Origin of the sequence: Rheinheimera lutimaris (assembly GCF_013283795.1) — a bacterium.
Lineage (GTDB): Bacteria > Pseudomonadota > Gammaproteobacteria > Enterobacterales > Alteromonadaceae > Alishewanella > Alishewanella lutimaris.
On record NZ_JABSOD010000009.1, the window covers coordinates 1 to 25,062 of the forward strand.

The following is a 25,062-nucleotide window of genomic DNA, read 5'->3' on the forward strand; positions in this document are numbered from 1 at the left end:
CAAAAGGCCTACCCTAACCGGTAGGCCTTTTTGCGTTGAAGCGCCTCGGGGCAGGCCATCCTGGCGGCGCACTATAGTCACATAACAGCTACAGCGCTACGCGTGTAGCATTGCGAAACACCTCCTGTGTTTCGTCCTGCGGACCGTTGCGTTGCAACGTCCAAAGGTGTTCCCGACACCTTTGTCGCTATGCGAAGTTAACTTGGCTGTAGTTCACCGCTGGACGGCCAGCCCCGCAGTCTCCCAATTAGTAAACAAGCCCGTCTCGAAAGAGGCGGGCTTGTTTGCGTTTTACCGGCCTAAAAAGCTGTCCCAATCTTTCCATACCGGCTGCAGGCCTTGTTGTATTAAGGCACTGGCAACCTGCTGTGGCGTGCGATTATCGTCTATGCTGAATTGCTCAAGGTTTTGTGGTTCAACACTGTAACCGCCAGGTTGGGTTTTTGAGCCGGCGCTGACACTGGTTATGGCCAGCGGCACCACATGCTGGCGAAATGTTGCAGATTCACGGGTTGAAAGGCTAATCTCCAGCTCTGGCGCGAATAAGCGAAAGGCACAAATTAACTGGATAAGTTCTTTATCGCTGATGGGGTTTGCTACCGTGCCGCCACCACTGCATGGCCTGATCCGCGGCACGGATAAACTAAAACGGCATTGCCAGTAGTGTTGTTGTAAGTAACGCAGATGCTGTGCCAGCAAGATGGCGTCGGTGCGCCAGTCACTAAGACCAAGCAAAATACCGAGGCCTATTTTATCAATCCCCGCTTGACCCACTCTGTCAGGTGCATCCAGCCGCCAGTGAATATCACTCTTTTTACCCTTTAGATGATACTGTTGATACGCAGCTGCATTATAGGTTTCCTGATACAGCATTACCGCATCGACGCCGAGAGCCTTTAGCTTGTCATATTCTATGCAGCTTAGCGGCTGTACTTCTAATTGCACACTACTGAAGTATCTGCGAACTAATGGCAGTACATCACAAAAATAGTCTATACCTACTTTACGCTCGTGCTCACCGGTTACAATCAGCACCTGATCTATACCCAGTGCTTTAATAGCGCGGCATTCTTGTGCTATTTCGCCGTGGTTTAACGTGCGGCGTTTTACTTTTTGACTCAGTGAAAAGCCGCAGTATGTGCATTCATTGGCGCAGAGATTGGATAAATACAGCGGCGCATAAAATTGTACTGTATGGCCAAACCGTTGCCGGGTGAGTTGCTGTGCTTTGGCTGCCAAGGCAGGCAGTAGTGGTAACGCTGCCGGTGAGAGCAGTGCTTGCAAATCTGTTATACCTGGCTGCGGTTTGTTAATAGCAGCTTGCACATCACTAAGGCTGAAATTACGGCTTTGCAGTTGTAATTCCTGCCAGTTTTGCTGTTGCCAGTGTTGTGTAAAACTCATAGTGCCGCCAGAAAATCAGTCAACGGGCTTGAAGCTGCATACGCCTGTGTAGCGGCTAAACCGGCTTTATACGCTATGCGCCCGGCGCTGACAGCTTGTGCGAAGGCGCCTGCCATTGCTACCGGATCCTGACTTGCTGCAATAGCGGTATTGACTAACACCGCCGCAGCGCCAAGCTCCATAGCGGCCGCCGCGTGTGACGGCGCGCCAAGGCCGGCGTCGATAATAACCGGCACTGTTGCCTGCTCGATAATAATCTCCAGCATGGCGCGGGTTTGTATGCCCTGGTTGGAACCGATGGCAGCTCCCAGCGGCATTACAGCGGCGCAGCCGACTTGCTCCAGCCGTTTACACAACACCGGATCAGCACTGCAATACGGCAGTACCACAAAGCCCAGTTTAACCAGCTGTTCGGCAGCCGCCAGGGTTTCTATAGGATCCGGCATTAAATAGCGCGGATCGGGGTGAATTTCCAGTTTCAGCCAGTTGGTTTGTAATGCGTCGCGCGCCAGTTCAGCGGCAAAAATGGCTTCTTTCGCTGTTTTTGCACCGGAGGTGTTTGGCAACAGCTGAATTGTCATCGCCCGTAGCGGTGTCAGTAAATCATTCCGGGGTTTATCTAACTCCAGTCGTTTTATGGCAAGTGTAACCAGCTGGCTGCCACTGGCCTTTATAGCTTGTTGCATCAGCTGTGGAGTGGAAAATTTTCCGCTGCCCAGTAGCAGGCGACTGTGAAAGCTTTGATCTGCGATAGTCAGCATGCTCAGCCTCCGGTAACTATCTGAAATAGTTGTATCTGATCATGGTTTTGCAGTTGATACTCATGCCACAGGCGTTTAGCGATAACGCTGTCATTCACCGCTATTGCCAGGCCCTCAGTGTTTAACTGTTGTTGCTGTAACAGCTGCGCTAAGGTGCTGACAGCAGCAAGTTGTAGTGGGGTGTCGTTAAGCATAATGTGCATAATGTTGCTCCACTTGATGTTTAAAACGCGAAAATGCCTGTTCAGGCTCAGCCTGCGCCGTAACCGCAGACACCACGGCTACGCCGGATACACCGCATTGCAGCACCGCAACCAAGCGCTCTGCAGTAATACCGCCTATGGCGACAGTCGGCGTATCGCTGCAGAGGGCGGCGTAGCGCTTAAGCCTGGCTAAGCCTTGTGGCTGTGACGGCATTTGCTTGGTTTGCGTGGCAAAAATATGCCCCAATGCGATGTAAGACGGCTGTAACTGACGCGCCCGTAATAGTTCAGCGTAACTATGGGTTGAAATGCCCAGACGTAAACCGGCTGCTGCTATCGCAGGTAAATTTGCCGTGGTTAAATCTTGCTGGCCCAGATGCACACCATAGGCCGCGTGCTTAAGCGCCAGTTGCCAGTGATCATTAATAAATAACCGCAATTTGTAATCGCGGCTTAACGCCACGGCTTCGGCTATCTGCTGTTCAATTTCCAAAGCGGTGCCATGCTTTAGGCGTAGCTGGATAACATCCGGTTCAAACGGCAGCAAACGTTTTAGCCATTGCACACTGTCTACTACCGGATAGAAGCCAATAGGGGCGGCGATAGCGGCAAAGCTTAGCGTATCGTAATGAGTATCTTGCGGCTGCGTTAGCTTGGGAAAATAGTGCGGCTCTGTTGGCCAGCCGTGATGTTGCAAGCTACCGGCGCCTTTGCCTGTAGCGTAGCTATGGCACAGTGCTTGTTGCAGATAAGCACGTCCAATAATAGTGCTGTCGGCAAGATCATAGCCATGAGCGCAGGCTGCAGCTATTGCACTGGACAATACACATCCGGTGCCATGGTTATGCACTGTGCTGAGCCTGGGTTGTGTAAGCTGAAGGCTACTGTTTGGGCTGATAAAATGATCAGTGATATCGGCTGTGCCGTTACAGTGCCCGCCTTTTATCAATAACGCTTTTGCCCCCCATTGCAATAATTGCTCAGCTTGCGATGCAACCTCAGCCTGCAGCAACTGGCTCAGCAGGGCTAACTCCGGCAGGTTGGGGGTAATAAGGTCCAGCAGCGGTAACAGCTGATGTCGCCAGATGCTTAAAGTACTTTGCCGGACGAAGTTATAGCCAGTGCTGCTACTTAACACCGGATCGGCAATGACAATAAATTGATACTGATTTTTGTGCTGCGCCAGCCAGCTGGCTAATTGCTCCAGCAATCCGGCATCGGGGATCAGGCCGATTTTAATCACCCGGGGCGGCATATCGTTTAGCAGGCAGTTCAGTTGGGTGACAAACAAAGCCTGGCTGATGGCTTCATAGCCCACTACCTCAGTACTGTTTTGCGCTGTTACGGCCGCAATCACGCTGCAGCCGTGACAATCCAGTGCCGCAAAGGTATGCAAGTCGGCCTGAATGCCGGCGCCACCACCACTGTCTGAGCTGGCAATAGCCCAGACGATGGGCTTAGTTGCTAAGTCCGGCTTATGCATCAGCTGCTGCCTCTTGTTGCTGAATTTGCTGATTAAGCCGCATCGAGCAAAATTTAGGTCCGCACATTGAGCAAAATTGCTCGCTGTCGGCACCTTCATGGCTTAGGGTTTCATCGTGGTAGGCTTTGGCCGTAAACGGGTCCAGCGCCAGATTGTACTGATCCTGCCAGCGAAATTCATAACGGGCTTTAGACAGGGCATTGTCTCTTAGCTGTGCGGCCGGATGGCCCTTAGCCAGGTCTGCGGCATGCGCAGCAATTTTGTAGGCAATAAGACCTTGTTTTACATCTTCTTTATTTGGCAGGCCTAAGTGCTCTTTCGGGGTGACATAACACAGCATGGCACAGCCAAACCAGCCAATCATCGCCGCACCTATGCCTGAGGTAATATGATCGTAACCCGGTGCAATATCGGTTGTCAGCGGGCCCAAAGTGTAAAACGGTGCTTCGTGGCAATGCTTTAGCTGCTCAGTCATATTTTGCTGAATAAGCTGCATCGGCACATGACCCGGACCTTCAATCATAACCTGTACATCATAGCGCCAGGCAATTTTGGTTAGTTCGCCTAAGGTGCGCAGTTCGGCAAATTGCGCTTCATCGTTGGCATCAGCAATGCTACCCGGGCGTAGGCCGTCACCGAGTGACAGCGAAATGTCGTAGGCAGCACAGAGTTGGCAAATTTGTTCAAAATGCTGATATAGAAAACTTTCCTCGTTATACAGCCTGGTCCACTGCGCCATAATAGCGCCGCCACGTGAGACGATACCGGTAACGCGGTTGGCGGTTAGTGCGACATAGTCTTTTAGTACCCCGGCATGAATAGTAAAGTAATCGACACCTTGTTCGGCTTGCTCTACCAAGGTGTCGTAGAACACCCGCCAGTTCAGTTGGCTAACGTCACCTTTCACTTTTTCCAGCGCTTGATAAATCGGTACTGTACCAATCGGCACCGGGCTGTTGCGTAAGATCCAATCCCGCGTTTGATGAATACGCCGGCCGGTGGATAAATCCATTACCGTATCGGCGCCCCAGCGCGTGGCCCACACCAGCTTTTCCACTTCTTCTTCAATACTGGAACTGACTGACGAGTTACCGATATTGGCATTTACTTTAACTTTAAAGTTGCGGCCAATAATCATCGGCTCGGCTTCCGGGTGATTAATATTGGCCGGAATAATGGCACGGCCGGCGGCTACTTCCTGCCGCACGAATTCTGCCGTAATTTGCTTTGGTATTGCTGCGCCAAAGCTTTCGCCCTGATGGTTTCTGACGCCGTCATCAGTTACCGCCATGTTTTCCCTCAGCGCGATAAAATGCATTTCCGGCGTGATAATGCCGGCGCGGGCATAGTGCAGTTGGGTCACCGTTTTACCGGCTTTAGCGCGCAGTGGCTGATGCTCAAACTCGGTGATTTGTTCATCCAGCGCAATATCAGCAAAGGGCGGTAACGGCGAGGGCGCAACATCGGCGCGTGCGTTAATCCACTCAAGGCGTAATTTGGGTAGACCTTTTAGCACGTCTAATGTTTGCGCCGGGTCGCCGTAAGGGCCGGAGGTGTCGTACACCGGTAAAGCCGGGTTGGGTTGGCTGCTGCCATCGCTTAAGCGGGTAGCGGTTAAATGAATATCCCGCACCGGCACTTTAACGCCGCTGTGTTCACAGTGCAGATAACGACGGCTGGAACCGGGAAAGGTTTCGCCCTGTAACGCCTGAATATAAGCTCTGGCATGGGCACGTAAATCGCGTTTAGATAAAGTTGGTTCAGACATAGCAAGCTCCGGTTAACAAGTTGAGGTTGCTTGTCCGGAGTGGGGGCAGGTGATAACCGGCAATTAAACCGCAAGGCGGTTTTGTGCCGTGCTATGTACTGTATTTCCCCTTGTTTCCCTTCGCAGGTATTAGCCTGATCAGGTTCAACGGATCCCGTTTTCACGGTCTCAGCCCGCTGTAAACAGCTGGGCACTCCGACAAGTAGTGGCCGAGTATAAAGACAAGCGGTTCAAAATGGAAGACCGCCTGTACTTGGTTATTCGCTTGCTAGTCGGAGTTGTTGGCCAGCATGAAGTATCTTATTGTGACGCAGATTGTTATCGCTAATGGTTAAAAAATAATAAAAAAGGACATAGTTATGAGAGATGTACTGTTTTTTGATTCAATGTTAACGCCGAAAATTATTACCTTTGTTTATTGGTTACTGTTGTTTGCGGTGTTAGTCAGCGGATTGGGCGCGATGTTTACCGCTTACGGCAGTTTCTGGTCGGGACTGGGTATTTTGGTGTTTGGTAGTATTGGTGTGCGGATTTGGTGCGAGTTATTGATCGTGCTGTTTAAAATTCATGAGAACTTAAAAAAGCTGGCAGAAAAAGAGTAAAGCAGACACCGGCTCACGCCGGTGTTTTTTCTTAGTTATAAGCTCTGTACATACAAATACAGTGATTTTAATATCTTCATTTTTTGCTCATCACTGGCGTGTTCATGCGCCAGATTTTCCAGCGCTAAGCTGAAATCTTCCATGGTTAAATTGGGGTTATCCAGGCCGTGCATCAATTTATCGGTACGGTAGCGTTGCCACTTTTGCTGTTCGCTGTCGGTCAGGCTGTAGGGGTAATTACGGGCACGGTATAAAAACAGCAGGCTGTTTAAGCGCTCGTCGCTAAATACCGGGGCGTCGATTGCCAGTTGCTCCGGCGACAGCTGATGCAATTGCTGCATTTTTTGTTTATCGCCGTCATTGATAAAGCCATTATACAGCTGATAATCCGGATTGGTCTCGGCCGGAAATTCATTCAACTGCTGATACAGCGCTATGGCTTTAGTTTGCGTATCACGGTGATGGCGTAAAAACTCGAGGTGCTTAAGGCATTGTGTGCGATCGATGCCAAATTCTGCTGCCCGCTGTTCGCTCAGCGTTTTTGCCGGGGCCAATACCGGGCATTTATTTAAATGGATCAGCTTTAAACCCAAGCGCTGTTCGCCATCTGCCAGATCGGCGGTTTTGGTGTACAGCTTTTGCTGCAAGGTGGCGATATCATCTTCCAGCAGTGGTATCGGATCAGCTTGTAAGTTATAGCAAATTACCGCGTTTTTATTGGTTGGGTGAAATGCCAGCGGTACTATCCAGCTAACGCAGCCCTGTGTGGCAGGAAACTTTGACGACACATGCACCAGCGGTGTCATACCGGCAACGTCAATCAGCTCAGCCACTTTGGCTTTTTTGCGCAGCTCAAACAAATAACCAAACAGCTTTGGTTGCTTTTGTTTAATGAGTTTGGCCATGGCAATAGTGGCATAGACATCAGATAAGGCATCGTGAGCGTTTTCGTGAGCTAAGCCATTAGCCTTGGTGAGCTCTTCGAGTTTAAATATCGGGCTGCCATCTTCACGCAATGGCCAGTTGATGCCTTCGGGGCGCAGCGCATAGCAGGCGCGTACCATGTCAATTAAGTCCCAGCGGCTGTTACCGTTTTGCCATTCACGGCCATAAGGCTCATAAAAATTGCGGTACAGGCTGTAGCGGGTAACTTCATCGTCAAAGCGCAGGTTGTTATAGCCCAGCACACAGCTATTGGGCATACTGAATTGCTGCAAAATGCGCTGCATAAAGTCAGTTTCGCTCAGGCCTTTTTTATTGCACAGCTGTGGCGTTAAGCCGGTGATCAGGGCGGCTTGCGGGTGCGGCAGATAATCATTGGCTAGCTGGCAATACCATACATCGGGCTCGCCGATAATATTAAGATCTAAGTCGGTGCGAATACCGGCAAATTGTGCCGGGCGGTCACGTTTGGGATCCGCGCCCCAGGTTTCATAGTCGTGAAAGTAAAAACTGCTTTGTGCTGTTGTCACAATAGCTTATCCAAGTCTGGCGTATAGAAACATATCGCCAGTTTAGCAGCTGAAGCGCTTGGGATACATGGTTTTACCGCGGTAAAATTATCGACTAGCGGCTTGCAGGCATTGTTGTAGCAACATAGTAAGCGGTTCTGTATTACTGTTTTTCGGATAAGCCAGACCTATAGTGCGTTCTAATTTAAGTTCATTCACCGGGCGCAGAATAACGTCATTGCGCTGTTGCATATTGTCAAAATCGGGCACCAGTGCACAACCAACACCGGCAGACACCAGCCCTAATGCATATTCTATAGTTTGAATATCAGCACGTAAGTCGGGTTTAATGCCGCGGCGCACCAGTTCAGGGTATAACGCATTCCACGCATCACAGGGGGTGCGTTTAATCAGTGGTAAATTTTCAAAGTCGCTTAGGGCAATCTTTTCCTGCAGCATTAATGCTGAGCCCGGTGGTATCGCGAGTAAATAATTATCCTGCCATATTGGCTGAAATGCTTCGCCGGCTTTTAACAGCTGAGGCGTGATAATACGGGCATCGCATAGCTCATCCGGTTCCACCAAATGCAGTTCCAGCCCGGGCAGGCTGTTACTAAACTCGCGCAGTAACTGGCTCATGCGTTCAACGCCTAAAGCACGAATTAATCCCAGGCGGAATTTTACCCGCGCCACCGGTTGGCTAAACGAGGCTTTAAGTGACTGCAGTTGCGCTAACAGACGGCCGGCATGGCCATAGAGTTTTTCGCCATCCTCCGTTGGGGTTACGCCTTTTGGCAGACGGGTAAATAAACTGACGCCCAGCTCTTGCTCTAATTGACGCAGCGCAGATGATAGCGATGGCTGCGCCACACAGCACTGGCGCGCCGCTGCGCTGACACTGCCTTGCTCGTACACGGCGACAAAGTAATTTAATTGGCGAATATCCATAGCTATAAACTATACCTGATACAGGATTATTATATTTTAACTGTATATCAAAGCAGGCTAATCTGGCGATAACTAAAAATATTTCGCTGGTTTTATTGAGGAATTTGCTATGGCACGTGCACATTTTGATTGGCAGGACCCGTTTGCATTCAGCAACATGTTAACCGAAGAAGAGCGGATGATCCGCGACACCGCCCAGCAGTATTGTCAGGAAAAACTGTTGCCGCGGGTGTTAATGGCCAATCGCGAAGAGCATTTTCACCGTGAAATAATGACAGAACTTGGCGGGTTGGGCCTGCTGGGCGCCACCTTACCGGAAAAGTATGGCTGCTCTGCGGTTAACTATGTGTGTTACGGCTTGGTAGCGCGCGAGGTAGAGCGGGTAGACAGCGGTTATCGCAGTGCGATGAGCGTGCAATCCTCCCTGGTGATGCATCCTATTCATGAATACGGCAGCGAAGCGCAGCGGCTGAAGTATTTGCCCAAACTGGCAACCGGTGAGTGGGTAGGCTGTTTTGGTTTAACCGAGCCTGATGCCGGCTCAGACCCCGCCGGCATGCGCACCACGGCGAAGAAAACCGCCGATGGTTATCTGTTAAACGGCAGCAAAATGTGGATCACCAACTCGCCGATTGCCGATGTATTTGTGGTGTGGGCCAAGTTAGACGGTGACATCCGCGGCTTTGTGCTGGAAAAGGGCATGAAAGGTTTGTCAGCTCCTAAAATTGAAGGCAAGTTTTCCTTGCGGGCTTCTGTTACCGGCGAAATTGTGATGGATAACGTCGAAGTGGGCGAGGATGCGTTGCTGCCCAATGTCAGCGGCTTAAAAGGCCCGTTTGGCTGCTTAAACAAAGCCCGTTACGGCATCGCCTGGGGCGCGCTGGGTGCAGCCGAGTTTTGCTGGCATGCCGCCCGGCAGTACACCCTTGACCGCCACCAGTTTGGCCGGCCTTTGGCGGCCAATCAATTGATCCAGAAAAAACTGGCTGATATGCAAACTGAGATCAGCATAGGCTTACTGTCTTGCTTACAAGCAGGCCGTTTGATGGATCAGAATTTGCTGGCGCCGGAAACTATTTCGTTAATTAAACGCAACTCCTGTGGCAAAGCGCTGGATATCGCCCGGGTTGCCCGCGATATGCACGGTGGCAACGGTATTGCTGACGAATACCATGTTATCCGCCATGTGATGAACCTGGAAGCGGTAAACACCTACGAGGGTACGCACGATGTGCATGCGCTGATTTTAGGCCGGGCACAAACCGGTTTACAGGCGTTTAGCGGCGTTTAAGCCAGGCAGTTACTGCGGAGTAAGCCTTATGTCAGAAGCCGTACACCCCTGGGTTAATGAATACCGTGAGCGCTTAAAAAGCGGTAAACTTCCGCCGCACAGCAGTAGTCACAGTATTGAATTCAGTACTTTATATCAGTTGTGGCACAGCCAGTTATGCAGCCGCTTGCTGGATTTACAATCGCGTTTGCTGCAAGCCAAAGGCCAGAGTTTTTATACCATCGGCAGTGCCGGCCATGAGGGTAATGCCGCTGTGGCGGCAGCCTTAAGGCTAACCGATCCGGCATTTTTGCATTACCGCAGCGGCGCGTTTTTTATCGAACGCAGCAAGCAGTTGCCCGGCAGCACGCCGCTATACGATATGCTGCTGTCGTTTTGTGCCAGCAGTGATGACCCCATCTCCGGCGGCCGGCATAAGGTGCTTGGCAGCTTAGCGCTGAATATACCGCCGCAAACCAGCACCATAGCGTCACAGTTGCCTAAAGCTGTGGGGGCCGCTTTTGCTGTCGACTTAAGCAAACGTCTTGGTGTCGGTGGCCAGTGGCCACAAGATGCTATAGTGCTGTGCAGCTTTGGCGATGCGTCGGCTAACCACTCTACTGCCCAGGGCGCCATTAACTCGACCTGCTGGGCAGCATACCAGCAGGTGCCGCTGCCGGTGCTGTTTGTCTGCGAAGATAATGGCCTGGGTATTTCTACGCCGACCCCCAGCGGTTGGATAGAGCAGGACTTAGCTGACCGGCCGGCACTAAAGTATTTTGCCGCCGACAGTCGCGATCTGGCGCAAACCTATCATGTTGCCCGCCGTGCCGCTGATTATGTGCGCAGCAAACGTAAACCTGCAGTGCTGCATTTGTCTACCGTACGCTTGTTTGGCCATGCCGGCGCCGATGCCGAAGCGGCGTATCGTACCAAAGCACAAATTGAAGCTGAGCTGGAGCTCGATCCGCTACTTAGCAGCACCGCCGCATTGCTTGCCAGTGGCGACATTACAGCAGAGCAGTTATTGGCGCAGTTAAATGCGCTGGTCGCACAAGTTGGCCGCGTAGCTGCCATTGCCAGTAATCAGCCTAAGCTAACTACGGCAGCTCAGGTTATGGCGTCTATTGCGCCGCAGCGTGTAGCCTTGCCGGCGCCAGCGCTGCCTGATGTCGAAGCGCGGCAACAGCTGTTTGCCTTTGACCAGCATAATACGGGCAAGAAGCAGCATTTGGCAAAACTGCTGAACTGGGCGCTGCACGATGTGCTGGCGCAGTATAATAACACTGTGGTGTTTGGCGAAGATGTCGGCAAAAAGGGCGGCGTTTACGGTGTTACCCAACATTTGGTGCATGCCTTTGGCAGTAACCGGGTGATTAATACCTTGCTGGATGAGCAAAGCATACTGGGTATGGCAATTGGCTTGGCGCAGCAGGGCTTTATTTCGATACCGGAAATTCAGTTTCTGGCCTATGTGCACAATGCCGAAGATCAAATTCGCGGTGAAGCGGCCACCTTGCCGTTTTTCTCCAACGGCCAGTACCACAACGCGATGGTGATCCGCATCGCAGGCTTGGCCTACCAGCGCGGCTTTGGTGGCCATTTTCATAATGACAACTCCTTTGCAGTGTTTCGCGATATTCCGGGCGTAATTTTATTTTGCCCGTCAAACGGCTATGACGCTGCCTTGTTGCTACGTCAGGCAGTGCAGCTGGCGCATCAGCAAAAGCGTTTGGTTATCTTCCTTGAGCCGATTGCGCTGTATATGACACGCGACCTGGCCACCGCAGGCGACGGCTTATGGTTAAGCGATTATCCGTTACCGGACACGCCGTTACCGGAACCAGGTGCGCCGGCGGTATACGGCGATGGTGATGAACTGGCGATTATCAGTTACGCCAATGGTTATTATTTAAGCCGTCAGGCCGAACAAGAGCTGGCCGCACAAGGTTACCGTATTCGCGTACTGGATTTACGCACTCTGGTACCACTACATACCAAAGAAATTATCAAAGCGCTGCAAGGTTGTAGCAAGGTACTGATTGTCGATGAATGCCGTCGGCGTGGTTCACTTAGTGAAGAGCTGTTTACTGCTTTGCATGAGGCTAAGCCCGGCCATTTTAACGTGCAGCGTTTATGTGCTGAAGATAGCTTTATCCCGCTGGGGGCTGCCGCTTACGCAGTACTACCGTCGAAGCAGCAAATTGTACAACAGGCGCTCAGCCTGCTTACCGTTGATACTGAACAGGTGATGTTATGAAAAAAACCGCATTGGTGATTTGTCCGGGTCGCGGTACTTACAACAAAGCAGAGCTGGGCTATATCAGTAGCAGCTGTGCTGATAAGGCGTTGCTGGAGCAGTTTGATGCGGTGCGCTCCGCTGCCGGGTTAGCTACCGTAAGTGAACTGGACAGTCAGGCCGTATTTAGTCGTGCGACACATTTAAAAGCCGAAAACGCCGCTGCGCTGATTTTTGCCGCAGGAGTGACGGATTATCGCAGTATTAACTCAGAGCAGTTTGAGGTGGTGGCTGTTACCGGCAATTCGATGGGCTGGTATACCGCGCTGGGTTGTGCCGGTGTGCTGGCGCCGGATAACGGTATGCAGCTGGTATCCGATATGGCGCAGTTAACTGCAGATGGTGCAGGTGCGCAGTTTATTTACCCGGTTATTGATGATCACTGGCAAACAGATACGCAGCGCTACGCTTTGGTGCAACAACAATTAGCGCTGCATAAAGACCAGCTGTTTATGTCTATCGTGTATGGTGGCTATGCCGTGCTGGCGGGCAGCGAAGCGGCAGTAAAAGCAGCGATGGCAGCTTTGCCGCCCTGTGATGATCGGTTTCCGCTGTTACTGCCTGGCCATGCTGCATTTCATACCGGTTTTATGCAGGCGGCGTCAGATAAAGCATTGTCGCTTTGGCCGGCAGCGCGGTTTAACCAGCCGCAGTTGCCGTTAATTGACGGACGCGGCCAGATTTGGCCGAATTTTGGCAGTGATTTAGCGGCGTTGCAGCGTTATACACTGCAGCATCAGGTATGTCAGAGCTATGATTTTAGTAAAGCGCTGCAGGTAGCGGTAAAAGAATTTGCGCCTGAGCATATTATTTTATCTGGCCCCGGGGCTGGTTTAGGCGGCGCGGTGGCGCAAAGCCTTATTCAGATTGGCTGGCATGGGCTTAAGTCAAAACAAGACTTTACAGCAGCGCAGCAAAGCGCTGAGCCGTTTGTACTGAGTATGGGGCTGCCGGAGCAGCGGCGTTTGCTGGTTTAATGTCGTTAACCGGCGCTGGCCAAGCGGTTAAGCGCACTGATTTTGTGTTGGTAGCGTTGTTTATCTTCTGTTGATTTGGCAGCGCGGCGGGCTTTTTCGAGATAATGCGAGGCTTTTAGCGTATTGTTCAGCGCAAAATAGCTTCTTGCCAAGCCGAACAGCGCTTCATGAGTGTCGTTATTTAGTGCCAGCGCTTGTTGAAACAGGGCAATCGCTTCATTCAGCTCATTACGCTTAACTGCCTCGTTGCCCAGCATCACATAATACCAGGGGTTGCTTTTGCGTTTTTCATGTACCTGCTGCTCTAACTGCCTGGCCGCGTTAATGTTGCCGTTATAACGGTACAGCACAGCCAGATTAGCCAACGCATTAGTGGATGTTGGGTCTAATGCCAGACTATGGTGGTAAACCTGCTCTGCCAGTGTATACAAATTCTGTTGCCGGTATAGTACTGCAAGATTGGACCAAGTAACCGCATAATCCGGATCCACCGCGATAGCCGCGCGGTAGTAACGGTAGGTTTGCGCAAGGTTATACCGGTCAAAGTTTTCTGCCGCTTTGTTATTGTAAAACATGGCCACAACACGTTTGGGTTTGATAGTTTCGGTGGCGAAACGTTGCTTTATGGTGTTGCGGTCAAAATCAATAACAATATCGCTGCCAAGTAATACTAAACCGGAGTGGTAATTTAACTGCCGGTTTTGCAGTAATTTTAAATTGATATGACCATTTAGCCAGGTTTGATTGGTATCGCTGCTCCAATATTCCGGAATTTTTACATCTTGAAACGCAGCATCTATTCCTACCTCTCTTGCAATGCTGTAGGTCAAAATAGATAAACTTAAACAATTCGCCTGACGTGTGGCCAGAGTCTCACCAACGGTTCTGGTTACGGTATGATTGTACGTTAAGCTATCGCCGGTGTGAGCCAGAATATACTTTAAGATAGCAGTGCTGCGCTCAGTCATACCCAGCTGCGCTGACTTGAGCTGGCTTAGCTCGTCTTTATGTGCCTGAGGCAGATTGAATATCTCTTCAACTGTCTCAATCGGGTGCAACTCGCCTTGAAACCGTGCTTCATCAACCAACAGTTTTTCTGCCTCCATTCGGCTCCACTGCGCAGGTGTATGCTGACATGACGTCAAAGCTAACAGTGTCACGGCAAAACTAACGGAAATTACAGTGTTCATAATACTGCTCCGGTATTCAACATTATTAACTATAGACCAGCCAGGGGGGCAATCATTGCTTCGAATTGTAACAAAGCACGTCACGGCAGCGGCCACTTAGCGTTACAGCCGGTTGTGATTTTGTGATGAATCAAGTACAAAGAATTATTGTTACTGCAGGAATCAATCATGAAAACACTACTATTAGCAGTTGCGCTTAGCACTTGTTCCGTTCTCGTGCATGCCAAAGCACCTATCGGCATTGTTATTCACGGCGGTGCCGGCACCATCAGCCGTAACAGCATGAGTCCGGCACAAGAGCAGGCGTATCACGCTATGCTGACGCATGCAGTAAATCAGGGCTACAGTGTGCTTGAGCGCGGTGGCAGCAGTTTAGATGCTGTCACGGCCGCAGTGACAGTGCTGGAGGACTCTCCTCTGTTTAATGCCGGTAAAGGAGCGGTTTACACCTTTGATGAAACACATGAGTTGGATGCCTCTATTATGGATGGCCGTGACCGGCGAGCCGGTGCAGTCGCCGGCGTAACCAACGTTAAGAACCCGATACTGCTGGCACGGGCGGTGATGGATAAATCGGTACATGTGATGCTGTCCGGTAAGGGCGCAGAACAGTTTGCCAAAGAGCAGCAGCTTGAACTGGTGGAAAACAGTTATTTTAATACAGAGTTTCGCTATGAGTCATTAAAGCGGGCAAAGCAGGCCATAGCGCCGCAGCCACATCAGGCGGCTGTGCCGTACGACCCGGCCTGGAAAATGGGTACCGTCGGCGCGGTAGCAATAGATAAAAAAGGCAATCTGGCTGCAGCAACCTCTACCGGCGGTATGACCGCCAAGCGTTACGGTCGGATTGGCGATGCGCCTATTATTGGCGCCGGTAATTTTGCCGATAATAGCAGCTGTGCGGTATCGGCCACCGGCCATGGTGAGTTTTTTATCCGTTATCAGGTTGCCAGCGATATCTGTGCCAGAGCTAAATATCAAAAAATATCGGCAGCTGCGGCCGCCAAACAAGTACTGGCTGAGTTAAAGCAAGTGGGCGGTGATGGTGGCGTTATTGTGGTTGATAACAAAGGCCAGCTTAGCTGGACCTTTAATACTGAAGGCATGTACCGTGCCTTAAAAGCCGAAGGCGGTGAAGTACTGAGCGAAATCTTTGCCGCTAGCGAGTGATTTTGCAGCAAAGCGGTTAAATTCGGCTAATCTTAACGGGAGCCTGAAGCTCCGTAATACAGTGCAGGGGGAAGCATGGATTTACTCAAAGTGGCAGATTATATGAACCGGCATCCGGTAACCTTTACTGCGGATATGCCGGTTGAAATGGCAGTTGCCCGGCTGATAAAAGGCCGCCAAACCGGAGGCCCGGTGATAGATGAACATAATAAAATAATTGGTTTTATATCTGAACAAGACTGTTTGCAGCGTATGTTGATGTCGACTTATCATGATCAGCAAGCGTCACGCGTCGCCGATGTGATGAATCCGGCTGTGCTAACAGTAAAAGACTATGACGGTGTTATCGATCTGGCGCAAATAATGTTAAAAGCCAAGCCGAAGTTATATCCGGTGGTAGATGATGATGGCTATTTGCTGGGTATTATTACCCGTTCAGACGTGCTGGGCGCTATCGATAAAGAACTACATTCACATTACGGTAAAGTAGGTTAGCGTTAGCGCTGGATTTTTACCTGCCGCTCTTGGTAGCATGGCGCCCTCTGTTAACGAGGGCGTTGTTTTGTCTGAAGCTGTTATCTCTGTACCCGATTTACTTTCCCGTGTTGCGCACTGTCTGTTAAAAGACCAGTTTCGCCTGCGCCGGCGCTTACATAACTGCAAAAATATGGCAGAAGAAGCTAAAACCACGCAGTTACAGCGCATCGCCGCCGATATTGCCCGTTCAGAGGCGTTACGCAATGCCCGGGAGCAAGCGCTGCCCAAGGTAAGCTATCCGCCACAACTGCCGGTAGCAGAAAAAAAGGACGATATTAAAGCCGCTATTGCCGCAAATCAGGTGGTGATTATCGCCGGTGAAACCGGTTCGGGAAAAACCACGCAAATTCCGAAAATCTGTCTTGAGCTGGGCCGCGGTGTGGCCGGCATGATAGGCCACACCCAGCCACGGCGTTTGGCTGCGCGCAGTGTCTGTGACCGTATCGCCGAAGAGCTGCAATGTCAGGTGGGTAACCAGGTCGGCTATAAAATCCGCTTTGGCGACCACACCAGCGACAATACCTTTGTTAAGCTGATGACCGACGGTATTTTGTTGGCAGAAATTCAACAAGACCGCTTTTTAAACCAGTACGACACACTGATCATTGACGAAGCGCACGAGCGCAGTCTGAATATCGATTTTTTGCTCGGTTATTTAAAACAGCTGCTGCCCAAACGGCCGGATCTCAAGCTGATTATCACCTCAGCGACGATTGACCCGCAGCGTTTCTCGAAGCACTTTTTTAATGCACCGGTAATTGAAGTCTCCGGCCGCACGTTCCCGGTTGAAACCCGGTACCGGCCGGTAAGCGAGCAAGACGATAAAGATGCTGACCAGCTACAGGGCATTTTTGATGCGGTAGATGAGCTGTACCGTGAGCCGCCGGGCGATATTTTAATTTTTTTAAACGGTGAGCGTGAAATTCGCGATACCGCTGATGCCCTGGAAAAGCTCAAGCTGCCGCATACCGAGGTATTGCCGCTGTATGCCCGCTTAAGTGCGGCTGAACAAAATCGTATTTTCCAAAGCCATGCCGGCCGGCGTATTGTACTGGCCACCAACGTGGCCGAAACCTCGTTAACGGTGCCCGGTATCCGCTATGTTATCGACCCCGGCACGGCACGCTTATCGCGCTACAGTTACCGTTCAAAGGTGCAGCAACTGCCTATAGAGGCTATCAGCCAGGCCAGTGCTAATCAGCGTAAAGGCCGTTGTGGCCGTGTTGCCGCCGGTATTTGTATCCGCCTGTACAGCGAAGATGACTTTAACGGCCGGGCTGAATTTACTGATCCGGAAATACTGCGCACCAATTTGGCCTCGGTGATTATGCAAATGCTGGCGCTGGGCTTGGGCGACATCGAAGCTTTTCCATTTTTACAAAAACCGGACAGCCGCTTTGTTAATGACGGTATTAAACTGCTGGAAGAACTCGGCGCTATCCCGTTAAAGCGTGATAAAGCAGGCATTAAACTAACCGAGCTGGGCAAAAAGCTGGCGCGTTTACCCATCGACCCGCGTTTAGCGCGGATGGTGCTGTTTGCCGCTGATAACGGTGGCTTAAACGAGCTGCTGGTGCTCTCTGCGGCGCTGTCGATTCAGGACCCGCGTGAGCGGCCGTTAGATAAACAGCAAAAAGCAGATCAGTGTCATGCTCGTTTTGCTGATCCGGATTCCGACTTTGCCAGTTGGTTGAAGCTGTGGCAGTACTTACAAGAGCAACAAGAGCAACAAGAGCAGTTAAGTAATAACCAGTTTCGCCGTCTGTGCCGCCAGGAATTTTTAAACTACCTGCGTGTACGCGAGTGGCAGGACCTTACCGGTCAGCTTACCCAGCTGATGCAAGAGCAAGGGTATTCGCTAAACCCGCAACCGGCCGGTTATCAGCCCATTCACCAGGCGGTGTTAAGCGGTTTGCTGGGCCAGGTTGGTTTTAAAGACACAGAAGCGGATTATCTGGGCCCGCGCCAAACACGCTTTTACGTGTTTCCCGGCAGCCATTTATTTAAACGCAAACCCAAATGGGTAGCCGCCGCCGAGTGGGTAGAAACCAGTAAACTTTACGCCCGCACCTTAGCCAAAATAGAGCCGGAATGGATAGAGCCGCTGGCAGAGCATTTGGTTACCCGCAGCTACAGCGAGCCGCATTGGGAGAAAAAGCGCGGCGCCGTTATCGCCTATGAGCAAGTCAGTTTGTACGGCTTGGTTATCGTGCCCAAACGCGCTGTGCTGTACAGCAAAATAGACCCGGCAGTGTGTCATACGCTGTTTGTCCGCGACGCGCTGGTTAATCAGGAGTTGGGCACTAACGACAGCTTTTTGCAGTATAACCAGCGTTTAATTGACGACGTTACTGCGCTGGAAGAAAAGTCACGCCGGCGCGATATTCTGGTGGATGAAGATACGCTGGCGGCATTTTATAGCGAGCGGGTGCCACAATGGGCTAACAACCGCATTGATTTTGCTAAATGGTGGAAGAAAAAGCGCAGCGAAGATGCGGCCTTTCTGAATTTTGACCCCGACAGCTTGTTAAATCGTGATGCCAGCGATATTACCGCCGACAAATTCCCTGAAACCTGGCGCCAGGGCAATTTAACCCTGCCGTTGGAATACCATTTTGCGCCCGGCGAGCCGGACGATGGTGTCAGCGTTATTATTCCGCTGGCGCTGTTAAACCAGTTGGACGATACTGGCTTTGACTGGTTGATCCCGGCGCTGCGCCATGAGCTGCTGGTTGCGCTGATAAAATCCCTGCCCAAGCAATACCGGCGGAATTTTGTCCCTGCGCCAAATTATGCTGATGCGTTAATGCAAACGCTGAACCCGGATGACGGCAAGTTACTTGATGTTATCACGCAGCGGTTAAAGCGCATGTCCGGCGTCACTATTCCGGACGATGCGTGGGATTTAACCGGCTTGCCGCTGCATTTAAAAATGAATTTTAAAGTGGTGGATGACAAAGGCAACACCTTGCGCCAGGGCCGCTCGCTCAGCGTGCTTAAGCAAGGGCTGCAGGGTGAAGTGCAGCAAAGTTTAAGTGAGGTTGCAGAGCAGGGCATAGAGCAGGACAGTTTAACGCTGTGGAGCTTTGGCACCTTACCGCGCGAATACGTAAAATTGCAGGCCGGCTATGAAATTAAAGCCTTTCCGGCCCTGGTTGATGAGCGTGACTCGGTAGCGATAAAGTTACTGGATAACCCGCAGCAGGCATTAGATAGCACCCGGCGCGGCTTACGTCGGCTATTACTACTGAATATTCCGTCGCCGGTTAAATACCTGCAGGAGTCATTGCCGAATAAAGCCAAGCTGGGGCTGTATTTTAATCCGTTTGGGCGGGTGTTAGAGCTGATAGATGACTGTATCGCCGCCGGTGTTGATGCGTTTATTGATAATGACGCCCTGCCGCAAAACGAGTCACAATTTAATGCACTGAAAGAAAAAGTGCGTGCAGAGCTTGGCGATACGGTATTGGCCATAGCGCTTAAAGCAGAACAAATTTTAACGCTGTGTCATGACATACAAAAGCGTTTAAAAGGTAAAGTCGATTTAGCCCATGTGCAATCGCAGGGTGACATTAAACAACAGCTGAATGAGCTGATATTTAAAGGCTTTGTCAGCAGTCATGGCGCCGCGCGGCTGGATAATTTGCTACGCTACTTGCAGGCGATGCAAAAGCGGCTGGAAAAGCTGCCGGTGGACCCGCAGCGTGATCGCTTATTGATGCACGAGTATCAAAAAGCCTTTGATGCTTATAACAACCTGTTGGGTAAGTTTGCTGGGGCTAAAGTGCTGCCACAGCCGGTACAGGCTATTTATTGGATGTTACAGGAGCTGAAAGTATCCTTGCATGCGCAGCAATTGGGCACGCCGTATCCGGTTTCTGTGAAACGGGTATTACACGCCGTGCAGGACATTAAGGTATAAATTTACGATAGTGCAATAGTAAACAGCTGAGTTGGTCGCTATCCCTTTGGTGTAAGTAAACCGGGAGTACCGGCAGATTGGGCCAGTGCTCAGCGAGCTTTACATGGACAGGGGAAAGTTCTATAACTAGCAGCTGACGTTGCGAAGGGGGCGCTATGCTAACAAAAGGTGATAACCGGCATTATTTCAGGATGATGGTCAATGCCGATGTAAAGTTAATGATTAATGATCCGGAAGCAGGACGGGTACTCGATGGTATTTGTCGCGATCTCAGTGCGTCCGGTATGTCGGTCGATGTGGACGAGCCATTGGAGATGGGGACTTTGATCCGTGTCCGGTTGGAATCGGCCAATGCCAGTATTCCGCCGTTGGATGCCAGCGCTAAAGTGATGCGCTGTAGCCAGGAAAGTGAAGACAGTTATCAGCTGGGGCTGGCTTTTATGGATCTTAACTAAGATACCATCCGGTTGCCGGCAGCTCATGTAGCCCGGACAATAAAAAAGCAGCTTTCGCTGCTTTTTTATTGTCCGGCTGTCTGCACTTTACTGTTGCTTAAAGCGCACGTTAAAGCTAACCGGTACTAATGGCTCTATGCTGCTGAGTCCGGCCAGTTCCTGCAGTTTAGCGACACCGGCGGTTAACTTAAAGCTGTTGGTATTCAGCATTAGTGGTGCTTCGGTTACCGCCTGCAAGGTATTGGCGTTAAGTTTGGTAATACGTAGTTTGGCGGTAAGCGTTACGGTTTCGCTGGCGATAGTTACAGCCAGCGGTACATCAGCCACCACACTGTCACCTGTTGCCAGTTTGGCAAGCGTTTCCTGTTGCAGCGGCGCTGATACCGTTATGGCGGCATATTTCTCTGCATGTAATACATATTGCCAGATGCGCTCGTTACGGATAGGGATCAATGTGTCCATACTGTTTACAGCAATGTCTACCGTTACGTTGCTACCATCCCAATTGCCGCTGAGTTGATTAAAGCTGTGTGTCTCTGCTATCAGTTCATTCTTTACCGAGACAAAGTTTAGTGCTGATTGGCTGTTGTCTAATGTCCAGTTGGCTGCGGTGGCTACAGTGCTGCTCAGTGCCAGCGCCAGTGCGAATAGTTTCATAAATTGCTCCAATAGTAGTAACAGTGTCAGCATACCTTAAGCGGCTGCTGACACCAAATCTTTGACTTTAATAGATTTTACACACTAAACCTTTTAAGTAGCTGCCTTCCGGATAAAAACTGGCTATAGGGTGGTCGCTGTCCTGGCTCAGTTTTTCGATAAACAGACAATCGCGTTTAGCGTCGATGGCGGCGTCGGCGACAATTTTCTGAAACAGGCTGTCTTCCATCAAGCCGGAGCAGGAAAAAGTCAGCAGCAAGCCGCCGGGTTTTACAATCTGCATTGCGACCATATTAATATCTTTGTAGCCGCGGCAGGCACCCATCAACTGGGCTTTGCTTTCGGCAAACTTTGGCGGGTCGAGGATCACCATATCAAATTGCTTACCTTGCTCGCGGTACTGGCGTAGCAGTTTAAATACGTCAAATTTGACGTTGTCGATCTTAGTCAGATCGAGTTGGTTTAATTCGGCATTTTTCAGTGCCGTACTTAGCGCCAGTTCGGATAAATCGGCGTTGGTTACCGCGAGGGCACCACCTTGTAGTGCCGCGACACCAAAGGTGCCGGTATAGCTAAAGCAGTTAAGCACGGTTTTAGCTTTGGCATACCGTTTGGCAGCAGCGCGGCTGGCGCGTTGGTCCAGATAAAAGCCGGTTTTATGGCCTTGCATCACATCAACCAGCAGCGTCATGCCGTGCTCTTTAATGGTGACTTCACCGTGCTCACGCGGCAGATGCAGCCAGCCGGTTACCGGCTTTAAGCCTTCTTTTTTGCGCACATCGACATCTGAGCGCTCGTAAATACTGTGCTCAGGGAACAAGGCTATCAATGCACTGACGATTTCATTGCGCCAGCTATCGGCACCGGCAGACAGTAATTGGCACACCAGAATAGTGTCGTACTTATCAATAGTTACCCCCGGCAAGCCATCAGACTCTGCCGCAACTACCCGCAGACCGTTAGTTTGGTTTAAATCAAACAATTCAGTACGTAGCTGCCAGGCCCGCGCAATACGGCGTTGAAAAAAGGCCGCATCGATTTGCTCTTGCGGATTAAAGCTCCATACCCTGGCGCGAATTTGCGACTCTGCTGAGTAGGCGGCATACCCTAACCATTCGCCTTTGCTGCTAACTACTTCAACCGTTTGGCCGTTGGCCGGATTGCCACTGACATGCTTTACTGCTTTGGAGAAAATCCACGGGTGTAGCCGTTTTAACGATTTTTCCCGGGTTTCCTGTAAGGTTAAGCGTGGTAAAGCGGATAATGTAGATGAAGTTGACGGCTGGTTCATGGGCGTATTCACACTGTGCTAGACTAAAGGCCGCATTGTAGAGAAGCGTTGCACAAAGCTAAAGCAGAATTAGAGCTAAAGCAGAATTTATGCCGCGCAACCCATTCAGTAAGGAGCCGCCTTTGGCAACTATTCCATCCACCATGCAGGCGGTTACTGTGCTTAACCCCGGTAAAGACAGTAGCTTGCAACTGCAATCGTACCCGGTGCCGGAGCCGTCAGCTGAACAGTTACTGATTAAAGTCGCCGCTGCCGGTATTAACCGCGCTGATTTAATGCAGCGTCGCGGCATGTACCCGCCGCCGCCCGGCGACAGTGAAATTTTGGGCCTGGAAGTGGCGGGTATTGTGGTAGCAGCCGGGCCGCAGCATAAAAGCTGGTTGGGTAAAGCGGTATTTGGCCTGGTGCCGGGCGGCGGTTATGCTGAGTACGCATTGCTGCATGCCGGCCATGCTATGGCGGTTCCGGCCGGTTACAGCATGGCAGAAGCTGCAGCATGTGCCGAAGTGTTTCTTACCGCTTATCAATTGCTGTTTACTATCGGTGGCTTGCAAAGTGGCCAACGGGTGCTGATTCACGCCGGTGCCAGCGGTGTCGGCACGGCGGCAATTCAGCTGGCGAGGGCAGCCGGTGCTATGGTAGCGGTGACGGCAAGTAGTGAAGATAAGTTGGCTGCGTGCAAAGCGCTGGGGGCAGAGCTATTGTTGAATTACACCGAGCTCAGGTTTGAACAGCAGCTGGCAGCACAGTGGCCGGATGGTATTAATTTAATACTGGACCCGGTGGCAGGTGACTATATTGGCCGCGAAATTCCGCTGTTGGCGATGGACGGTAAAATAGTTATTTATGCCATGATGGGCGGGCGTGATATTCCGCAACTGGATTTAGCAGCATTGTTTAAACGCCGGGGTCAACTTATTTGCAGTACGCTGCGTAACCGCAGTAACCGCTATAAAACTGCACTGACACAGGCCTTTAGCAATGCATTTGGCAGAGCCCTGGCCCAGCGGCAGATTGCGCCGGTGTTGCAGCAGCAATTTACCCTGCAGCAGGCAGAGCAGGCGCATCAGTTAATGGCGTCAAACCAAACCGTGGGTAAATTAGTACTAACACTCTGATAAACTGGCGAAGTTTTAATGCTCAGATAGACTGAATATAAAACTGATACCACACCGTAGCAGCCACAAGGACGCGTTATTCAGATGTCTACAGGTACCATTGGCAAATCAACTTACAGTAAGCAGGTGGCGTCGCTGATCAACCGCATCAGTGACAATACCGCTGTTGCTGATTCTTTGTATGAACAGGCCAGTGCTTGTTTTTTGCAAATGGCGGCGCAGCAGGGCGAAAAAACCGAACTGGCACAACAGGTGTATTTGTTTGAAAACCGCCAGCAGCAGGTGGATAAACGCGACCTTGCCCTGGTTGAACGCAATTTACAGCAGGCAAAAGGCGAGCAGCAAAGTTTTGTGCAGGCGCGTGCTGAAGAAGCCTTTGTGCGCTTTAGCGCCCTTAAAAAACTGTGTCAGGATACATTGGCGCTGTGCCAGGGCGAGTCTGAAGACGAAACCAGAGTTAACAGTGCCAAAATGCTGGGTACTATTCAGCTACTGTCACCAACAGAGGGCAAGCTGGTGGCTGCCAGTAACCAAAAGAGCAAACATCTGTATAAGGCGTTGTTAAGCCTGCGTTTACTGGATAAGCTGCTGGCCGACGGTGAATTGAATAACCCTTATGTCCGGCAAAGTTTAGCGGCACAGGCTAAAGCAGACAGTAAAGATGAATATCAGCCGTTTCGTGATGACGTACAAATTCCGTTAATTATGGCGGCATTACTGCAGGATATCGGTACCTGCCATCCGGATGCGCAGCGTATTTTAAAAGGTGCTCAAGGCGACAAAGATGAGTTTCGTGTGCTGGACAATGATGAACGTATTGCTTTACTGCAAATCAGCTACCGTGAAAGTTTAAAGTACCTGAACGAAGGCTTGGGGGCTGATCGCTACAATGGTAATTCAAAGGAAGAGCGCGACAACCTGGTTAAGCGCGATACACAGCGCCGCGCGTTTATTTTAATGCTGCTGAAAAATGCTATTAAGCCGGAGCATGGTATCGGTAATATATTGAAAATCCCGCAAATTTATACCTCGGTAGTGTTGTCCACCAAAAGCAGCTTTGCTTATGATACTTTGCCCAAGGTGGCCTTAGTCCTTGAAAAAGGGGTGGAGAAGGGCATATACAGTAAGGTAGCGGTGGATGCTTTAATCAGTATTACCGGCGTATTTCCGCAGGGCTTTGGCGTGACTTACATTCCGAAAGACTCAGATCGGCAAGACCTGGACCGCTACGAATATGCCATTGTTACCGGCTTGTATCCGGCTGATATCCGCCAACCGGTGTGTCGCATGGTTACCCGTAACTTAACTTACAACGTGTCGGCGATGGGCTGCACTGTTAGTGTCGAAAATAACCTGTATTACCCGCCGGCGCGCAAAAAGCTGGAGCGCATCAGCGAAGACCGGCTGTTGGAAATTTTAAGCAAGCTGGTGTCTAATTTCGAAGAGCGCAAAAACATGTCGCTATTGCCCAAATGCTGGCATCCGGACGAATATTTCTCTTTTGTTAAAAACCAGAACCTGTGGAATAAAGTGGTGATGCACGCCAACTAAACCGG

At 50.8% G+C, this 25,062-nt stretch carries 19 protein-coding genes, 1 pseudogene and 1 riboswitch; of the genes and pseudogenes, 10 read left to right on the forward strand and 10 right to left on the reverse strand.

The window, feature by feature from the left end:
• Nucleotides 1-291: 291 nt before the first annotated feature.
• The 5 genes and pseudogenes from thiH to thiC all read right to left on the reverse strand — a co-directional run.
• Nucleotides 292-1,404, reverse strand: coding sequence for a 2-iminoacetate synthase ThiH (gene thiH / locus HRH59_RS10520; RefSeq protein WP_173501234.1), 1,113 nt, complete (start codon nucleotides 1,402-1,404; stop codon nucleotides 292-294).
• Nucleotides 1,401-2,165, reverse strand: coding sequence for a thiazole synthase (locus HRH59_RS10525; protein ID WP_173501235.1), 765 nt, complete (start codon nucleotides 2,163-2,165; stop codon nucleotides 1,401-1,403). The genes thiH and HRH59_RS10525 overlap by 4 nt, the downstream gene beginning before the upstream one ends.
• A gap of 2 nt (nucleotides 2,166-2,167) precedes the next feature.
• Nucleotides 2,168-2,368, reverse strand: a complete 201-nt coding sequence (gene thiS / locus HRH59_RS10530; RefSeq protein WP_173501236.1) for a sulfur carrier protein ThiS — start codon at nucleotides 2,366-2,368, stop codon at nucleotides 2,168-2,170.
• Nucleotides 2,352-3,851, reverse strand: coding sequence for a thiamine phosphate synthase (gene thiE, locus HRH59_RS10535; RefSeq protein WP_173501237.1), 1,500 nt, complete (start codon nucleotides 3,849-3,851; stop codon nucleotides 2,352-2,354). Before thiE ends, thiS begins: the two co-directional genes overlap by 17 nt.
• 16 nt (nucleotides 3,852-3,867) lie before the next feature.
• Nucleotides 3,868-5,619, reverse strand: a pseudogene (gene thiC, locus HRH59_RS10540) (phosphomethylpyrimidine synthase ThiC); the annotation flags it as partial.
• 97 nt (nucleotides 5,620-5,716) lie between these two features.
• A riboswitch (TPP riboswitch) is annotated at nucleotides 5,717-5,827 on the reverse strand.
• A gap of 151 nt (nucleotides 5,828-5,978) precedes the next feature.
• Here thiC and HRH59_RS10545 point away from each other — a divergent pair.
• Complete coding sequence (locus HRH59_RS10545) at nucleotides 5,979-6,221, forward strand: DUF4282 domain-containing protein (protein ID WP_173501239.1); 243 nt, start codon at nucleotides 5,979-5,981, stop codon at nucleotides 6,219-6,221.
• A 35-nt stretch (nucleotides 6,222-6,256) separates the two neighbouring features.
• Here the strand turns inward: HRH59_RS10545 and sbcB are convergent, their stop codons facing one another.
• Together sbcB and HRH59_RS10555 are read right to left on the reverse strand one after the other, a co-directional pair.
• The gene (sbcB, locus tag HRH59_RS10550; protein ID WP_173501240.1) at nucleotides 6,257-7,693 is read right to left on the reverse strand and encodes an exodeoxyribonuclease I; all 1,437 of its coding nucleotides are present in this window, start codon (nucleotides 7,691-7,693) and stop codon (nucleotides 6,257-6,259) included.
• 87 nt (nucleotides 7,694-7,780) lie between these two features.
• Nucleotides 7,781-8,620, reverse strand: a complete 840-nt coding sequence (locus HRH59_RS10555; protein WP_173501241.1) for a LysR family transcriptional regulator — start codon at nucleotides 8,618-8,620, stop codon at nucleotides 7,781-7,783.
• A 109-nt stretch (nucleotides 8,621-8,729) separates the two neighbouring features.
• Here HRH59_RS10555 and HRH59_RS10560 point away from each other — a divergent pair, with 109 nt between their 5' ends.
• From HRH59_RS10560 to HRH59_RS10570, 3 genes are read left to right on the forward strand one after another with little or no spacing between them, the layout of a single operon-like run.
• On the forward strand, nucleotides 8,730-9,911 hold the full coding sequence (locus tag HRH59_RS10560; RefSeq protein ID WP_173501242.1) for an acyl-CoA dehydrogenase: 1,182 nt from the start codon (nucleotides 8,730-8,732) through the stop codon (nucleotides 9,909-9,911).
• A 28-nt stretch (nucleotides 9,912-9,939) separates the two neighbouring features.
• Nucleotides 9,940-12,150, forward strand: a complete 2,211-nt coding sequence (locus HRH59_RS10565; RefSeq protein WP_173501243.1) for a dehydrogenase E1 component subunit alpha/beta — start codon at nucleotides 9,940-9,942, stop codon at nucleotides 12,148-12,150.
• Complete coding sequence (locus HRH59_RS10570) at nucleotides 12,147-13,166, forward strand: malonyl CoA-ACP transacylase (protein WP_173501244.1); 1,020 nt, start codon at nucleotides 12,147-12,149, stop codon at nucleotides 13,164-13,166. Before HRH59_RS10565 ends, HRH59_RS10570 begins: the two co-directional genes overlap by 4 nt.
• Nucleotides 13,167-13,171: 5 nt before the next feature.
• Here the strand turns inward: HRH59_RS10570 and HRH59_RS10575 are convergent, their stop codons facing one another.
• Nucleotides 13,172-14,356, reverse strand: coding sequence for a tetratricopeptide repeat protein (locus HRH59_RS10575; protein WP_173501245.1), 1,185 nt, complete (start codon nucleotides 14,354-14,356; stop codon nucleotides 13,172-13,174).
• Nucleotides 14,357-14,524: 168 nt separating this feature from the next.
• On the opposite strand from HRH59_RS10575, the gene HRH59_RS10580 reads away from it, so the two are divergent.
• The 4 genes from HRH59_RS10580 (at nucleotide 14,525) to HRH59_RS10595 (ending at nucleotide 20,440) form a co-directional block, all read left to right on the forward strand.
• Complete coding sequence (locus HRH59_RS10580; RefSeq protein WP_173501246.1) at nucleotides 14,525-15,526, forward strand: isoaspartyl peptidase/L-asparaginase family protein; 1,002 nt, start codon at nucleotides 14,525-14,527, stop codon at nucleotides 15,524-15,526.
• A 75-nt stretch (nucleotides 15,527-15,601) separates the two neighbouring features.
• Entirely contained in the window at nucleotides 15,602-16,021 is a 420-nt protein-coding gene (locus HRH59_RS10585; protein ID WP_173501247.1) for a CBS domain-containing protein, read from the forward strand.
• A gap of 67 nt (nucleotides 16,022-16,088) precedes the next feature.
• Complete coding sequence (gene hrpA, locus HRH59_RS10590) at nucleotides 16,089-19,985, forward strand: ATP-dependent RNA helicase HrpA (protein WP_231702469.1); 3,897 nt, start codon at nucleotides 16,089-16,091, stop codon at nucleotides 19,983-19,985.
• A 155-nt stretch (nucleotides 19,986-20,140) separates the two neighbouring features.
• On the forward strand, nucleotides 20,141-20,440 hold the full coding sequence (locus tag HRH59_RS10595) for a PilZ domain-containing protein (RefSeq protein WP_173501249.1): 300 nt from the start codon (nucleotides 20,141-20,143) through the stop codon (nucleotides 20,438-20,440).
• An 87-nt stretch (nucleotides 20,441-20,527) separates the two neighbouring features.
• Here HRH59_RS10595 and HRH59_RS10600 read toward each other — a convergent pair whose 3' ends face one another.
• Together HRH59_RS10600 and HRH59_RS10605 are read right to left on the reverse strand one after the other, a co-directional pair.
• On the reverse strand, nucleotides 20,528-21,097 hold the full coding sequence (locus tag HRH59_RS10600) for a YceI family protein (RefSeq protein WP_173501250.1): 570 nt from the start codon (nucleotides 21,095-21,097) through the stop codon (nucleotides 20,528-20,530).
• A gap of 67 nt (nucleotides 21,098-21,164) precedes the next feature.
• Entirely contained in the window at nucleotides 21,165-22,388 is a 1,224-nt protein-coding gene (locus tag HRH59_RS10605; RefSeq protein WP_173501251.1) for a class I SAM-dependent rRNA methyltransferase, read from the reverse strand.
• A gap of 122 nt (nucleotides 22,389-22,510) precedes the next feature.
• On the opposite strand from HRH59_RS10605, the gene HRH59_RS10610 reads away from it, so the two are divergent.
• Entirely contained in the window at nucleotides 22,511-23,506 is a 996-nt protein-coding gene (locus HRH59_RS10610; RefSeq protein WP_218573497.1) for an NAD(P)H-quinone oxidoreductase, read from the forward strand.
• An 84-nt stretch (nucleotides 23,507-23,590) separates the two neighbouring features.
• Nucleotides 23,591-25,057, forward strand: coding sequence for a hypothetical protein (locus tag HRH59_RS10615; protein WP_173501253.1), 1,467 nt, complete (start codon nucleotides 23,591-23,593; stop codon nucleotides 25,055-25,057).
• The last annotated feature ends 5 nt before the right edge of the window (nucleotides 25,058-25,062 follow it).

Coding starts and splice junctions, on each gene's coding strand:
- thiH (WP_173501234.1), bottom strand. CDS start 1,404: ATGAGTTTTACACAACACTGGCAACAGCAAAACTGGCAGGAATTACAA.
- HRH59_RS10525 (WP_173501235.1), bottom strand. CDS start 2,165: ATGCTGACTATCGCAGATCAAAGCTTTCACAGTCGCCTGCTACTGGGC.
- thiS (WP_173501236.1), bottom strand. CDS start 2,368: ATGCACATTATGCTTAACGACACCCCACTACAACTTGCTGCTGTCAGC.
- thiE (WP_173501237.1), bottom strand. CDS start 3,851: ATGCATAAGCCGGACTTAGCAACTAAGCCCATCGTCTGGGCTATTGCC.
- HRH59_RS10545 (WP_173501239.1), top strand. CDS start 5,979: ATGAGAGATGTACTGTTTTTTGATTCAATGTTAACGCCGAAAATTATT.
- HRH59_RS10555 (WP_173501241.1), bottom strand. CDS start 8,620: ATGGATATTCGCCAATTAAATTACTTTGTCGCCGTGTACGAGCAAGGC.
- HRH59_RS10560 (WP_173501242.1), top strand. CDS start 8,730: ATGGCACGTGCACATTTTGATTGGCAGGACCCGTTTGCATTCAGCAAC.
- HRH59_RS10565 (WP_173501243.1), top strand. CDS start 9,940: ATGTCAGAAGCCGTACACCCCTGGGTTAATGAATACCGTGAGCGCTTA.
- HRH59_RS10570 (WP_173501244.1), top strand. CDS start 12,147: ATGAAAAAAACCGCATTGGTGATTTGTCCGGGTCGCGGTACTTACAAC.
- HRH59_RS10575 (WP_173501245.1), bottom strand. CDS start 14,356: ATGAACACTGTAATTTCCGTTAGTTTTGCCGTGACACTGTTAGCTTTG.
- HRH59_RS10580 (WP_173501246.1), top strand. CDS start 14,525: ATGAAAACACTACTATTAGCAGTTGCGCTTAGCACTTGTTCCGTTCTC.
- HRH59_RS10585 (WP_173501247.1), top strand. CDS start 15,602: ATGGATTTACTCAAAGTGGCAGATTATATGAACCGGCATCCGGTAACC.
- HRH59_RS10595 (WP_173501249.1), top strand. CDS start 20,141: ATGCTAACAAAAGGTGATAACCGGCATTATTTCAGGATGATGGTCAAT.
- HRH59_RS10600 (WP_173501250.1), bottom strand. CDS start 21,097: ATGAAACTATTCGCACTGGCGCTGGCACTGAGCAGCACTGTAGCCACC.
- HRH59_RS10605 (WP_173501251.1), bottom strand. CDS start 22,388: ATGAACCAGCCGTCAACTTCATCTACATTATCCGCTTTACCACGCTTA.
- HRH59_RS10615 (WP_173501253.1), top strand. CDS start 23,591: ATGTCTACAGGTACCATTGGCAAATCAACTTACAGTAAGCAGGTGGCG.